Origin of the sequence: Pseudomonas sp. fls2-241-R2A-110 (assembly GCF_030209165.1) — a bacterium.
Taxonomy (GTDB): domain Bacteria; phylum Pseudomonadota; class Gammaproteobacteria; order Pseudomonadales; family Pseudomonadaceae; genus Aquipseudomonas.
Genome location: NZ_JARVSN010000036.1, coordinates 46388 through 60685, shown reverse-complemented (window position 1 = coordinate 60685; position 14298 = coordinate 46388). Strand labels below are relative to the sequence as shown.

Annotated in this window: 12 protein-coding genes, 3 tRNA genes and 1 pseudogene; all 16 read left to right on the top strand. The window is 60.4% G+C overall.

The features are described 5' to 3' along the window. Position 1: 1 nt before the first annotated feature. The 16 genes and pseudogenes from truA (at position 2) to QRN31_RS26730 (ending at position 14297) form a co-directional block, all read left to right on the top strand. Entirely contained in the window at positions 2–826 is an 825-nt protein-coding gene (truA, locus tag QRN31_RS26805; RefSeq protein ID WP_208672265.1) for a tRNA pseudouridine(38-40) synthase TruA, read from the top strand. Between the two features lie 63 nt (positions 827–889). Further along, positions 890–1516: a phosphoribosylanthranilate isomerase gene (locus QRN31_RS26800; protein WP_285435634.1), complete on the top strand. Its 627-nt coding sequence runs from the start codon at positions 890–892 to the stop codon at positions 1514–1516. Between the two features lie 177 nt (positions 1517–1693). Further along, positions 1694–2614: an acetyl-CoA carboxylase, carboxyltransferase subunit beta gene (gene accD, locus QRN31_RS26795; RefSeq protein ID WP_056744405.1), complete on the top strand. Its 921-nt coding sequence runs from the start codon at positions 1694–1696 to the stop codon at positions 2612–2614. After that, positions 2611–3918, top strand: a complete 1308-nt coding sequence (gene folC / locus QRN31_RS26790; RefSeq protein ID WP_285435632.1) for a bifunctional tetrahydrofolate synthase/dihydrofolate synthase — start codon at positions 2611–2613, stop codon at positions 3916–3918. Before accD ends, folC begins: the two co-directional genes overlap by 4 nt. Continuing rightward, complete coding sequence (locus QRN31_RS26785; protein ID WP_285435631.1) at positions 3902–4558, top strand: SPOR domain-containing protein; 657 nt, start codon at positions 3902–3904, stop codon at positions 4556–4558. Before folC ends, QRN31_RS26785 begins: the two co-directional genes overlap by 17 nt. Before the next feature lie 98 nt (positions 4559–4656). Beyond that, positions 4657–5217, top strand: a complete 561-nt coding sequence (locus QRN31_RS26780) for a CvpA family protein (RefSeq protein WP_285435630.1) — start codon at positions 4657–4659, stop codon at positions 5215–5217. A 41-nt stretch (positions 5218–5258) separates the two neighbouring features. Further along, the gene (purF, locus tag QRN31_RS26775) at positions 5259–6764 is read left to right on the top strand and encodes an amidophosphoribosyltransferase (protein WP_150654185.1); all 1506 of its coding nucleotides are present in this window, start codon (positions 5259–5261) and stop codon (positions 6762–6764) included. Positions 6765–6828: 64 nt separating this feature from the next. Next, entirely contained in the window at positions 6829–8040 is a 1212-nt protein-coding gene (locus tag QRN31_RS26770; protein WP_090182294.1) for an O-succinylhomoserine sulfhydrylase, read from the top strand. Positions 8041–8045: 5 nt separating this feature from the next. Continuing rightward, entirely contained in the window at positions 8046–8813 is a 768-nt protein-coding gene (locus QRN31_RS26765; protein ID WP_285435801.1) for an SDR family oxidoreductase, read from the top strand. Positions 8814–8949: 136 nt separating this feature from the next. After that, positions 8950–9025: transfer RNA gene (locus QRN31_RS26760), tRNA-Val, on the top strand. Between the two features lie 56 nt (positions 9026–9081). After that, a tRNA-Asp gene (locus tag QRN31_RS26755) sits at positions 9082–9158 on the top strand. A gap of 91 nt (positions 9159–9249) precedes the next feature. Beyond that, positions 9250–9326 (top strand) — tRNA-Asp (locus QRN31_RS26750). A 411-nt stretch (positions 9327–9737) separates the two neighbouring features. Beyond that, a pseudogene (locus QRN31_RS26745) lies at positions 9738–9839 on the top strand (ABC transporter ATP-binding protein); the annotation flags it as partial. Then, positions 9828–10613, top strand: a complete 786-nt coding sequence (locus QRN31_RS26740) for an IucA/IucC family C-terminal-domain containing protein (RefSeq protein WP_285435800.1) — start codon at positions 9828–9830, stop codon at positions 10611–10613. The pseudogene QRN31_RS26745 and the gene QRN31_RS26740, both read left to right, overlap by 12 nt. Positions 10614–10933: 320 nt before the next feature. Continuing rightward, on the top strand, positions 10934–13765 hold the full coding sequence (locus tag QRN31_RS26735; RefSeq protein ID WP_285435629.1) for a xanthine dehydrogenase family protein molybdopterin-binding subunit: 2832 nt from the start codon (positions 10934–10936) through the stop codon (positions 13763–13765). Continuing rightward, positions 13758–14297, top strand: coding sequence for a (2Fe-2S)-binding protein (locus QRN31_RS26730; RefSeq protein WP_090182319.1), 540 nt, complete (start codon positions 13758–13760; stop codon positions 14295–14297). Before QRN31_RS26735 ends, QRN31_RS26730 begins: the two co-directional genes overlap by 8 nt. The last annotated feature ends 1 nt before the right edge of the window (position 14298 follow it).

Sequence of the window (14298 nt, the reverse complement as noted above, 5' to 3'; positions counted from 1 at the left end):
AATGGCGGCCGAGGGCTTTTTCCGGATCGCATTGGGCGTTGAATACAAAGGCTCGCGGTATCGCGGCTGGCAGCGTCAGGCCTCCGGCGTGCTCACGGTGCAGGAAACCCTCGAAAAAGCCTTGTCCAAAGTCGCCGATTCGCCGGTGTCGCTGCTCTGCGCCGGGCGTACGGATGCCGGCGTGCATGCCTGTGGCCAAGTGGTGCATTTTGACACCCAGGTCGAGCGTTCGATGAAAGCCTGGGTCATGGGTGCCAACATCAACTTGCCCCACGATGTCAGCGTCAGTTGGGCCAAGGTCATGCCAGCGCATTTTCATGCGCGCTTCAAGGCCATTGCCCGGCGTTATCGCTACGTGATCTACAACGATCAGATCCGCCCCGCGCACCTGAATGAAGAAATCACCTGGAATCACCGTCCGCTGGACGTCGAGCGCATGGCCGAGGCGGCGCAGTATCTGGTCGGCACTCACGATTTCAGCGCCTTCCGCGCCGGCCAGTGCCAGGCCAAGTCGCCGATCAAGGAGCTGCATCACCTGCGCGTCACGCGTCACGGCAAAATGATCGTCCTGGACATCCGCGCCAGCGCCTTCCTGCATCACATGGTGCGCAACATCGCGGGCGTGCTGATGACCATCGGTGCCGGCGAGCGCCCGGTGGAGTGGATGAAGGAAGTGCTGGAGAGCCGGATTCGCCGTTCTGGCGGGGTGACGGCGCATCCGTACGGTCTGTATCTGGTGCAAGTCGAGTATCGCGACGAGTTCGAACTGCCCGAGCGTTACATCGGCCCACACTTCCTGACCGGTTTCACGGAACTTGACGGCTGACGCCCTCGAATGCATTTGTTACCATCCGGGACTTTCTCGGATTTGCCCTGAGGTTCTATCGACATGTCAGCCGTTCGCAGCAAGATTTGTGGGATTACCCGCATAGAAGATGCGTTGGCGGCGGTCGAGGCCGGGGCGGATGCCATCGGGTTCGTGTTCTACGCCAAAAGCCCCCGGGCGGTCACGTTCAAGCAGGCACGCTCGATCATCAGCGCGCTGCCGCCGTTCGTGACCACCGTGGGTTTGTTCGTCAACGCCAGCCGCTGCGAGTTGGGCGAATTGCTCGACGCCGTGCCGCTGGACTTGCTGCAATTCCATGGCGACGAAACTGCTGCCGAGTGTGAAGGCTGGCACCGTCCGTACATCAAGGCGCTGCGGGTCAAGGCCGGCGACGACATCGCCGCGGCATGCGATGCGTTTCCAAGTGCCAGCGGGATCTTGCTGGACGCTTACGTGGAAGGGGTGCCTGGTGGAACCGGTGAAGCGTTCGACTGGTCATTGATACCACAAGGCTTGAGCAAGCCGATCATCCTCGCGGGTGGCCTGACGCCGGAAAATGTGGCCGAAGCCATCGCCCGGGTGCGGCCTTACGCAGTGGACGTCAGCGGTGGGGTGGAGGCGAGCAAGGGCATCAAGGATCACGCAAAGATTCAGGCATTCATCAAAGCGGTACGCGATACGTCGATGTGACGGCTGGCACACTGCCGCCGTCCACACGCATGGCTGAGGATTTTTGGGTTGTACGCAGGTCACGCTTCACTGACCCGGCCATCCACTGATCATCGCCACACATATGAATTTAGCTCAAGGGCATACGCGGGGCTGCGAACCAGAGCGTTCGGGCCGCCGGTACTGGAGAAAGAAAGCATGAGCAACTGGTTAGTAGACAAACTGATCCCTTCGATCATGCGTTCCGAGGTCAAGAAGAGCTCGGTGCCTGAAGGTCTGTGGCACAAATGCCCGTCTTGCGAGGCTGTGTTGTATCGTCCAGAGCTGGAAAAGACCCTGGACGTTTGCCCCAAGTGCAACCATCACATGCGTATCGGCGCGCGCGCGCGCATCGACATCTTCCTCGACGCCGAAGGCCGTGCCGAACTGGGCGCGGACCTGGAGCCGGTTGACCGTCTGAAATTCCGCGACGGCAAGAAGTACAAGGATCGCCTGACCGCTGCCCAGAAGCAGACCGGCGAAAAAGACGCACTGATTTCCATGAGTGGCACCCTGCTGGGCATGCCGGTGGTGGTTTCGGCCTTCGAATTCTCCTTCATGGGTGGTTCGATGGGCGCCATCGTCGGTGAGCGTTTTGTCCGCGCCGCCAACTACGCCCTGGAAAACCGTTGCCCGATGATCTGCTTCGCCGCCTCCGGTGGTGCGCGGATGCAGGAAGCCCTGATCTCCCTGATGCAAATGGCCAAGACCTCTGCGGTGCTGGCGCGTCTGCGTGAAGAAGGCATTCCGTTCATCTCCGTGCTGACTGATCCGGTCTACGGCGGCGTTTCCGCCAGCCTGGCAATGCTTGGCGACGTGATCGTCGGTGAGCCCAAGGCCCTGATCGGTTTCGCCGGTCCGCGCGTGATCGAGCAAACCGTGCGTGAAAAACTGCCGGAAGGCTTCCAGCGTAGCGAGTTCCTGCTGGAGCACGGCGCAATCGACATGATCATTCACCGTCAGGAACTGCGTCCGCGCCTTGGCAACCTGCTGGCACAAATGATGGGCCTGCCGACGCCGAAATTCGTCGCCGCGCCAATCGAGCCGATCGTGGTTCCGCCGGTACCTGCGAACATATGACCGAACGTACCCTTGGCGAATGGCTCGCCTACCTTGAGCAGTTGCACCCTTCGGCCATCGACATGGGCCTGGAGCGTTCGCAACAGGTAGCGTCCCGCATGGGGCTGGGCAAGCCGGCGCCTCGGGTGATCACGGTCACTGGCACCAACGGCAAGGGTTCCACCTGCGCATTCGTGGCTTCATTGCTGCGGGCGCAGGGCCTGAAGGTGGGCGTCTACAATTCTCCGCACCTGCTGCGTTACAACGAGCGGGTGCAGGTCAATGGCGTCGAAGCCACTGATGCCGAGCTTTGCGAAGCCTTCGCTGCGGTGGAGGCGGGCCGTGGCGACACGTCCCTGACGTATTTCGAAATGGGCACCCTGGCGGCGTTCTGGCTGTTTCAACAGGCAGGGCTTGATGCCGTGGTGCTGGAAGTCGGTCTGGGCGGGCGTCTGGACACGGTCAACGTGGTAGACGCCGATATGGCGCTGGTCACTAGCATCGGCGTCGATCATGCAGACTATCTGGGCAATACCCGTGAGTCCGTGGCCTTTGAGAAGGCCGGCATTTTCCGTCAGGGTGCGCCTGCGCTCTGTGGCGATCTGAATCCTCCGCAACCCCTGCTGGACAAGGCGCGCGAGCTGTCTTGCCCGTTTTTCCTGCGTGGCCGCGACTTTGACCTCGGTGTGACCGATCACAACTGGCAATGGCGCGGGCTGGATGCTCAAGGGCATGTGGTCGAATTGCACGACCTGCCGTTGCTCGACCTGCCGATGGAAAACGCCGCTTTGGCCTTGCAGGCTTACCTGTTGCTTGGTTTGCCGTGGGTGGATGCGCAGATTATTGATGCGCTGAAAGCTACGCGGGTGGTCGGTCGCCTTGATCGCCGTCAGTTCGACTGGCAGGGCAAGCGCCTGAGCCTCTTGCTGGATGTGGGGCATAACCCGCATGCCGCCGAGTACCTGGCTCGCCGTCTGGCCAGCCGTCCGCCGGTCGGCAAGCGTCTGGCGGTGTTCGGATTGTTGGCGGACAAGGATCTGGATGGTGTCATCGGCGAATTGAATGCTAGTGTCCAGCAATGGGCGGTTGCGCCGCTGGATTCACCGCGGGCGCGCCCTGTAGCCGATTTGCAGGCCGCGTTGCAGAACCTTGGCGCCGCGGTAACGTCCTATGACAGCGTGGCTGCGGCCCTGGAAGGGCAGTGCGCGCTGGCGACAAGCGACGACGAGATTCTGTTGTTCGGATCATTTTATTGTGTTGCCGAGGCCCTTGAATGGCTGGCCCGGCGCTCCACGGAGGAAGCGGCAAATGGCATTGCTGGATAAGGCATACAAACAACGCATGGTTGGCGCCCTGGTGCTGGTGGCGCTGGCGGTGATTTTCCTGCCGATGCTGTTTTCCCGTCAGGACGAACAGCGTCAGGTAACCGTCGAAGCGCCGTCCGCGCCGCAAGCACCGTCCGTGCCGCAAGTGCGGGTCGATCCTGTGGTGGTGCCTGAACCGCAGGCATTGCCTCAGGAACCTGTGCCGAGTGATGAAGAGATCGCTCAGCCGGTAGTGCCGGCGAAGCCGATTGCGCCTGCCGCGCCTGCCGCCAAGCCGGTCGCACCAGCGCCAGCTCCAGTGCCCGCTTTGGCTGCCAAGCCCTCGGCCGCGCCGTCTCAGCCGATTTCGGCCGCGCCGGGCAAGCCCGACACCACTCAGAGCCGCGTCGACGCCAATGGCCTGTCGGTCAGCTGGTCGGTGCAACTGGCGAGCCTGTCGAGCCGTGAAAGCGCCGAAAGTCTGCAAAAAGACCTGCGCAGCCAGGGTTACAACGCCTACATCCGTACGGCCGATGGCAAGAATCGGGTATTTGTCGGACCGCTGATCGAGCGCGCCGAAGCCGATCGTCTGCGTGACTTGCTGGGTCGGCAGAAGAACCTCAAGGGTTTTGTGGTGCGCTTCCAGCCTGAGCGCAATTAAAACTATCGCCCCGATTTGAAATGCACTGAAAATCGCAGCTTACCGATAGCCATGCGCTCTGCTAAAATGCGCCGCCTTATCCGTCTGTAGGCTGCACTGTGCCATTTACCTGGGTTGACTGGGCGATCGTTGCAATCGTCGCCATCTCCGCATTGATCAGTCTGAGCCGCGGCTTCGTCAAAGAAGCACTATCGCTGGTGACCTGGATCATCGCAGGAGTCGTCGCCTGGATGTTCGGTGGTTCATTGTCCGAGTACCTCGCCGGATACATCCAAACGCCATCGGCTCGTGTGATCACGGGCTGTGCCATCATGTTTGTCGCCACGTTAATCGTAGGGGCAATGATCAATTATCTTATCGGCGAGTTGGTTCGCGTCACCGGGTTGTCCGGGACCGATCGATTCCTCGGCATGGCCTTCGGCGCTGCGCGTGGCGTGTTGCTGGTGGTCGTGGCGGTCGGGCTGTTGAGCCTGGGGCCGGTACAGCAGGACGGGTGGTGGCAACAGTCACAGCTCGTGCCAAAATTTCTATTGGTCGCAGACTGGTCCAAAAACCTGATCCTGGGGTGGAGCAGTCAGTGGCTTGCCAGCGGTATCAGCGTACCCGCTGAGATACCGTTCAAGGAGCACCTCTTGCCGATGGTCAAAACGCCTCAGTGAGTTGTGTTCAGTTCAGATCCATTAAGTAGGGGTTGCGTCGCATGTGTGGCATCGTCGGTATCGTCGGTAAGTCGAACGTCAATCAGGCGCTGTATGACGCGCTAACCGTGCTCCAGCACCGCGGCCAGGACGCTGCCGGTATCGTAACCAGCCATGATGGCCGGTTATTCCTGCGCAAGGACAATGGCCTGGTGCGTGACGTGTTCCATCAGCGTCACATGCAGCGCCTCGTCGGCCACATGGGCATTGGCCATGTGCGTTACCCGACCGCAGGCAGCTCGACCTCGGCCGAAGCTCAACCGTTTTACGTCAACTCGCCTTACGGCATCACCTTGGCGCACAACGGTAACCTGACCAACGTTGAACAGTTGGCCAAGGAGATTTACGAATCTGACCTGCGCCACGTCAACACCAATTCCGATTCGGAAGTGCTGCTGAACGTGTTTGCGCACGAACTGGCCCAGCGCGGCAAGTTGCAGCCAACCGAAGAAGACGTGTTTGCGGCGGTCACTGATGTGCACAACCGTTGCGTCGGCGGTTATGCGGTCGTGGCGATGGTGACCGGTTACGGCATCGTCGGTTTCCGCGACCCGCACGGCATCCGCCCGATCGTGTTCGGTCAGCGTCACACCGACGAAGGCGTCGAGTACATGATCGCCTCCGAAAGCGTGTCCCTGGACGTGCTCGGTTTCACCCTGATCCGCGACCTGGCGCCGGGCGAAGCGGTCTACATCACTGAAGACGGCAAGCTGCACACCCGTCAGTGTGCGACCAACCCGTCCCTGACCCCGTGCATCTTCGAACACGTCTACCTGGCGCGTCCGGATTCGATCATCGACGGTGTGTCGGTCTACAAGGCCCGTCTGCGCATGGGTGAGAAACTCGCCGAGAAGATCCTGCGCGAGCGTCCGCAGCACGACATCGACGTGGTCATCCCGATTCCGGACACCAGCCGCACCGCGGCCCTGGAGCTGGCGAACCACCTGGGCGTCAAGTTCCGCGAAGGCTTTGTGAAGAACCGCTACATCGGCCGGACCTTCATCATGCCGGGCCAGGCAGCGCGGAAAAAATCCGTACGCCAGAAGCTCAACGCCATTGAGCTGGAATTCCGCGGCAAGAACGTGATGCTGGTAGACGACTCGATCGTTCGCGGCACCACGTGCAAGCAGATCATCCAGATGGCCCGTGAAGCCGGCGCGAAAAACGTCTACTTCTGCTCCGCCGCCCCGGCCGTTCGCTACCCGAACGTCTATGGCATCGACATGCCGAGCGCTCATGAGCTGATCGCCCACAACCGTTCGACCCAGGACGTGGCCGACCTGATCGGCGCTGACTGGCTGATCTATCAGGACCTGCCTGACTTGATCGAAGCGGTCGGCGGCGGCAAGATCAAGATCGACAAGTTCGATTGCGCGGTGTTCGACGGCCAGTACGTCACTGGTGACGTCGACGAGGCTTACCTGAACAAGATCGAGCAGGCTCGTAACGATGCCTCCAAGGTCAAGACGCAGGCAGTCAGCGCGATCATTGATCTGTACAACAACTGAGTAATTACCGGCCCTGAGGGGCCGGTTTTGTATCTACTAGAAGAGCAAGGCAAGGAGTGACAGCATGAGTCAGGATTGGGATGCCGGTCGGCTGGACAGCGACCTCGAAGGCGTAGCGTTCGATACCCTGGCCGTACGCGCCGGTCAGCACCGTACGCCGGAAGCCGAGCACGGTGATCCGATGTTCTTCACTTCCAGCTATGTGTTCCGCACCGCTGCCGACGCGGCGGCTCGCTTTGCCGGGGAAGTGCCGGGCAACGTTTATTCGCGCTACACCAACCCGACCGTGCGTGCGTTCGAAGAGCGCATTGCCGCACTGGAAAGCGCCGAGCAAGCCGTGGCCACCGCCACCGGCATGGCCGCGATCATGGCCGTGGTCATGAGCCTGTGCAGCGCTGGCGACCATGTGCTGGTGTCACGCAGCGTATTCGGCTCGACCATCAGCCTGTTCGAGAAGTATTTCAAGCGCTTTGGCATCGAAGTCGATTACGTGCCCTTGGCGGACTTGTCCGGCTGGGATGCGGCGATCAAGGCCAACACCAAATTACTGTTCGTCGAATCGCCGTCCAACCCATTGGCCGAGCTGGTGGACATCGCTGAGCTGTCGAAAATCGCTCACGCCAAAGGCGCGATGCTGGTGGTCGACAACTGCTTCTGCACTCCTGCACTGCAACAGCCGCTGAAGATGGGCGCGGACATCGTCGTGCATTCGGCGACCAAGTTCATCGATGGCCAGGGCCGTTGCATGGGCGGTGTGGTCGCCGGTCGCAGCGAGCAGATGAAAGAAGTCGTCGGCTTCCTGCGTACTGCCGGGCCGACGCTGAGCCCGTTCAATGCCTGGATCTTCCTCAAGGGCCTCGAAACCCTTGGTCTGCGCATGAAGGCGCACTGCGCCAACGCGCAGCAACTGGCCGAGTGGCTGGAGCAGCAGGATGGCATCGAGAAAGTCCATTACGCCGGCCTCAAGAGCCATCCGCAGCACGAACTGGCCTTGCGTCAGCAGAAGGGTTTCGGTGCCGTGGTGAGTTTCGAAGTGAAGGGCGGCAAAGACGGCGCCTGGCGCTTTATCGATGCGACGCGCCTGATTTCGATCACCGCCAACCTGGGTGACACTAAAACCACCATCACGCACCCGAGCACCACCTCCCACGGCCGTCTGGCGCCGCAAGAGCGTGAAGCAGCGGGTATTCGTGACAGCCTGATCCGCATCGCGGTCGGTCTGGAAGACGTGGCTGACCTGCAAGCCGATCTGGCGCGCGGGTTGGCTGCCTTGTGATCGAGATGTCCACGCCGGGCACTGGCACCCATGGCCGCGTTGCGCTGGTCACCGGGGCCGCGCGCGGCATTGGTCTGGGGATCGCAGCCTGGCTGATCTGCGAAGGCTGGCAGGTGGTGCTGACTGATCTGGATCGAAAGCGCGGTTCGAAGGTGGCGAAAGTGCTGGGCGAAAACGCTTGGTTCATCGCCATGGACGTTTCGAACGAGGGGCAAGTGGCATTGGGTGTCGCCGAGGTGCTGGGGCAGTTTGGGCGTCTGGATGCGCTGGTGTGTAACGCGGCGGTGGCTGATCCGCACAACATCACCCTGGAAAGTCTTGATCTGGCATACTGGAACCGTGTGTTGGCGGTCAATCTCAGTGGGCCGATGCTGTTGGCCAAGCACTGTGCGCCGTATCTGCGCGCTCACAGCGGTGCGATCGTCAACCTGGCCTCGACCCGCGCCGCACAGTCGGAGCCGGACACAGAGGCCTATGCGGCGAGCAAGGGCGGTCTATTGGCCCTGACTCACGCATTGGCCATCAGTCTCGGGCCGGAAATTCGCGTCAATGCGGTGAGCCCGGGCTGGATCGATACCCGGGATCCGGCGGTACGACGTGCCGAACCGCTGACCGATGCCGATCATGCGCAGCATCCGGCGGGCAGGGTAGGGACGGTCGAAGACGTCGCGGCGATGGTGGCCTGGTTGCTATCCAAGAACGCCGGTTTCGTCACGGGCCAGGAGTTTGTGGTCGATGGCGGCATGACCAAGAAGATGATTTACAGCGAGTAGTCCTGTATCGATCCGTCTTGCGCTCATGCTGGATGTGCCGTGAGTGACACGATTTTGTCTTTTTCAGAAAAACTTCAATCCTGCTATTGACTTAGGTTCGCTACCTGCGTAAATTTCGCGGCCTCAACGAAGCAAAGGGTGATTAGCTCAGCTGGGAGAGCATCTGCCTTACAAGCAGAGGGTCGGCGGTTCGATCCCGTCATCACCCACCACTTCTTGAGAGTCTTGCGAAAGCAAGATGGAAGCTTTTAAAAGCCTCCACCGACGCGCAGCGGTAGTTCAGTCGGTTAGAATACCGGCCTGTCACGCCGGGGGTCGCGGGTTCGAGTCCCGTCCGCTGCGCCATATTTTCCGAGTCAGGTTCGCCTGGTTCGAGATTGAAAGCTTCGAAGCTTCCAGTCAGACGAGTTACTTGGACGCAAGTCCAAAGCGATACGCAGCGGTAGTTCAGTCGGTTAGAATACCGGCCTGTCACGCCGGGGGTCGCGGGTTCGAGTCCCGTCCGCTGCGCCATATCTGCTTCAAGGCCCACTGAACGCCTTGAAGCTACAAAGAAAGCCGCTGGCTATCTTTGAGTCGATAGCAAAGACCCTGGTCGAAAGACCGGGGTTTTTTGTGTCTGCGATTTGGCTTCTCTCTCCTTTCCCCTGGCCCTCAGGAATTCGCATCAGTCATCCCAGTGCAGATCTGCAAAGATTTCTGACGTTTCGTGATAATTCCCCTCAATGACCCGCAGCCCTGATTAACCGGTGCCTGCACGCCAAAATCTCCCGTCCGTTACTCCTTTATTCAAGTGTTCACTGGGTGCAAAGCGAACAAAGCGCTTTATCTGGCGCATAAACACTAATTAGAATTAGTCGCATTTAAAATATTTCTTCGCGCAGGGTTTCTTTGGATGAGTGATGCAGCGATGCCGATGGGGTGCGAGCGCGGGCGCAAACCAGTCTGTTGGCCCTGGCGGATCGATCGGTGGACGCGTTGTCCGGCGGGCAACGCCAGCGGGCATGGATCGCCATGAACCTGGCCGGTTACTTCACGGCTTCAGAGTGGGCGACGTTGTCCGGTGAGTTGCGGCTCAAGGACAGCGCCGAGCGTGACTCACCGCGTTCTTTGCTGGCCCGGGACTTGTTGCAGGAAGAGGTGTGCGTGCAACTGCTGGACGCCTTGGGCCCGGTGATCGGCTCGCCGACTCGGGCGATTACCGCCTCGTTGCTGGGCAAGCGCTTGTCGTTTCTGGCGACCGGCGCCTGTTTGTACGCGATGTCGGTGTATGACAAAGGATTGTTGATGTCGCTGGACAACGCGGTGGTCGAATACGGCCACGATGACGGGTTATGGACGTCTTCGATGCCGATTAGCCATTCCCTTCCACTGACGTATGAAGCGGGCGAACGCGAAGCCTGGCGCGAATCCATCGTTCAAGCGCTGTTCGCCGATCTGCTCAAACCGCTGTGGCAAACCTTCAACCGGGTCACTGGCGTTTCCCGGCGCATCCTCTGGGAAAACACGGCCGTTCGCGTCTATTCACTGTATGAAAAACACATGGTGACAATCGACGACCCCAAGGTGCGCGAACGCTGTGAAGGGGATTTCAACTGGCTGATGACCCAAGCCGAACCGGCGCTGTTCGGTCTCGATTACAACCCGCTGAGCCATTTTTGTCGACCGCCGACGCTGGTGGATGAGGGGCAACGAAGCATCCGCTTTCGCCGAACCTGCTGTTTCTACTACCTGGCCACCGAGCCCGCTGAATACTGCTCGATCTGCCCATTGCTGCGTTCGGGGAAAAAATGCCGATGAGTTACCTGATTAACCTTCGCCAACAAACCTCCGCCCGGAGTTAATCGCTGAGTAGCGAATGATCCCGTCGTTCACCATCGGCCATTTTTCCGACCGTGGTTTCGATTTATTGCAGCGCAACGCCGCAATATTTTGATTCGTTAGTCAGTTTTTTGTGACTGGATATTTGCCAGGAGCGCATAAGCCTATAAACTTAACCTTTCGGTCAGCTTTGCACTGTCTATTCTGCCCTTTGCATCGTCAGAAAGGGCTTCTGCAAGACTCGAGATTTCCTGTACATAACCAGAAGGGCGGACCCATAACCGCCCAGAGGATGATCCATGTCCAACCGTGATATATCCCGGCGCTCGTTCCTGCAGGGCGGGCTGGTGGCGGGTGTGAGCGTTACGCTCGCGCCGCTCAGCTCCCAGGCGTTGGCAGCCTTGATGGAAAACAGCGTGACCGTGCCGTCCGAGCAATGGCTCGGCAACAACGGCAAGGCGCGCTCGCGTAACGATGCCTTGTCCAAGGTCTGCGGCAGCAAAGTCTTTGCCCGCGACATTCGCGCCAAGGACATGCCGGGCTGGCCCGAGCAGCAAGGCCACGCCATGCTGCTGAAAACCACCAAGGCCGACCGCATTTATGCCGGGTACGACCTGACGTGGCTCGGTGCCGAGTTGCAACCCGACCGCATCGTCACCGCCGCGGACCTGGACAAGGACGGCATTGTCTTCCCGGAAGAGCACGCGCCTGATCCGCTGCTGCCGGAAGGCAAGGTGCCGATGTTCATCGGACATCCCGTGGCGATCCTGATCTGGAACGACTTCGAGCGCTTCCGCCAGGCCAAGGCCAAACTCAAATTCAATGACAAAGCGATTCGTTACGGTGCTCAGGTGCCGTTCTACGAAGGCGATCCCTACGGCAGCTTCCGCTATGTGCGTGTGGGCGGTGCGACCTCGGCGGACGAAGACGAATTCGCCAGCCTCAAGGATTCGATCCTGTTCCCGATGCTGAAAAACCGTCGCCCGGTGTGGAATTCCCAGCCGAACCTGCACGGCAACCTGACCGAGCGCGGCTTGTTCTATGCCGACCGCATGAAGCAGCAGATAGACACTCCGCCAGACAACTGGCTGGTGTTCGACGAGCGCTACAAAACCCCGTCGATCGAACCCGCTGCAATGGAGCCGGACAACGGCAACGGCTGGTACGACCCGGCGACCAAGACCCTGCATTTCGTAGTGGCGACTCAGTGCCCACTGGAAGCCGCGACGGAAACCGCGAAGATGATCGCGCCGTCGCGCTTCGGCCTGGCCAACCTGAACATGCACCCCGGCTACACCGTGGGTTACGGCTCCAAAGACCACAACATTTTCGTCTATTACGCGGCATTGGCGGCGTTGTACGGCGCCGGTGTTCCCGTGCGCCTGGCCAACGATCGCTACGAACAATTCCAGAGCGGCATCAAGCGTCACCCATTCGACATCCGCTACCAATTGGCCGTGGACAAGACCGATCACAGCTTCAAGATTTTCCGCGCCGAGATGAGCGTCGACGGCGGTGGACGCATCAACTACAGCCCATCGGTGGCGGCGGTTGGCGCCACGGCAGCGCAGTCGATCTACTACATGCCGCAGAACGATCTGCAGGTCACGGCTTATCACTCTCGCGCCGTTGAAGCCGGGTCGATGCGCGGTTATGGCACCCTGCAAAGCATGGCGTCCACCGAGATGATGGTCGATGAAATAGCCGATCGCCTCGGCATCGACGCCATCGATCTGCGCAAGAAAAACGCCATGGTCTCGGGCATGAAAAACACCCAGGGCGCGGTGCCGGCGGGTGCCTTGCGCCTGCACGAGATTCTCGACAAGGCCGCCGTTCACGAAGTCTGGAAAAACCGCGACGCGATCAAGAAACAGCGCGAAGCCCAGGACCCGGACAACTGGTACGGCGTCGGTTTTGCCATTTGCCAGAAAGACTTCGGCACCGGATCCGAAGCACCGATGGCCAGCATCGAGTTCAGCGCTGAAGGCCGCATCCACCTGCGTCACATCGGCATTGAAATCGGCACCGGCATGTCCACGTCGCAAGCAATGGTGGTGGCGGATTTCCTTGGCAGCCCGGCGCACGAAGTGAAGACCGGCGAGACCGAATGGAAAGAGTTGCAGCTGATCACCAGCGGCAACCCGTACATCATGAGCCAGGCGGAACAAGACGGATTCCTGCGCAATCCGCGTTGGGTCGGCAAGTTGGCTTCCGCTTCGTCGGCGACCAACTCCGCGTACTACTTCAGCCATGCCACCCGTGAAGCTGCGCGCGTGTTGTTCAACCACGGTTTGTGGCCGGCGGCGCTGCAGATCTGGGGGCAGGGGCCTTATGGCGGTCAAGCCAACCCGTATGTGGTACGTCGCGAAGACGCGCATTGGGTCGACGGCAAACTCACCGCCAACGGCATGCAGCCGCTGAGCTTTGAACAGTTGGCCAGACATGCCCATGAAAAAGGCTTGGTGACCGGCGCGACGGTCCATGGTTTCAACCGCTGGAGCTGGGCCGAGGCCGAATTCAGCATCGACGGCGTGCGCGAGCGTCTGCCGCTGGATGGCCTGGCGGTCAAGTACGGCGACGGCGCACCTAGCGTGAAAAAGTCGCAGATGAGCAGCGCCGGTTTCCATCTGCTCGACCGCCAGAATGTCCATTACCCGGATACCCAGCTGAACAACGCGGCCGTGACTTACTACAGCCCGGTGGCGACGCTGGTGGAATTGAAAGTGAACAAAGGCTCGGCCGAAGTCCAGGTGCTCAACCATCACTCGTGGGTCGAGTGCGGTCGGGTGCTGGTGGAAGAGTTGGTGAAAGGTCAGATCGAAGGCGGCATCGCCATGGGCATCGGCCATGCGTTGCTCGAAGAGATGCCGCTGTACGAAGGCGGGCCGGGGGAGGGTGACTGGAACTTCAACCGTTACCGCTTGCCGATGGCGCGCCACGTCGCGGTCTGGAAGCAGACGGCCGAGATACTGCCGCCACTGTCGCCCAGCGATCCCTCCAAGGGCATTGCCGAAGTGGTGATGATCCCGGTGGTCGGTGCCATCGGTAACGCCGTGGCCCACGCCATCGGCAAACGGGTCCGCGACCTGCCTATCACTTCCGCACGCATCAAGGAGGCCCTCAATGGCTAACCGTCCGCTTCAACTGACCCTCAACGGTCAATCCGTCGGCCCGGTGGACATCCCTGATGACCTGCCGATGATCGATTACCTGCACGAATACAAAAACCTCACCGGCTCCCGCCTGGGCTGCGGCCAGGGCATCTGCCACGCCTGTGTGGTGATCGTCGACAACCCGGACGGCACCAGCGAAGAAGTGCGCACCTGCATCACCGGTGCGCATTATTTCGAAGGCAAAAAAGTGCGCACCATCGAAGGCCATGCAAAGCGTGACGAGCAGGGCAAGGTCACTGAACTGAATCCGATCCAGCAGCGTTTCGTCGATGAGTTCGCCTTCCAGTGCAGCTACTGCGCGCCGGGTTTCGTCAACGCCGCGACCGTGCTGGTGGAGAAACTGCAGCGTCAGCCGATCGTCAAAAGCCAGCTGGAGCAAGTCATCGAGGACAGCCTCGGTCACCACGTCTGCCGCTGCACCGGCTACGTGCGTTACTACAGCGCGACGCGCAACGTGCTGACCGATCTCGGCCTGGTCAAGGAGGGTTAAG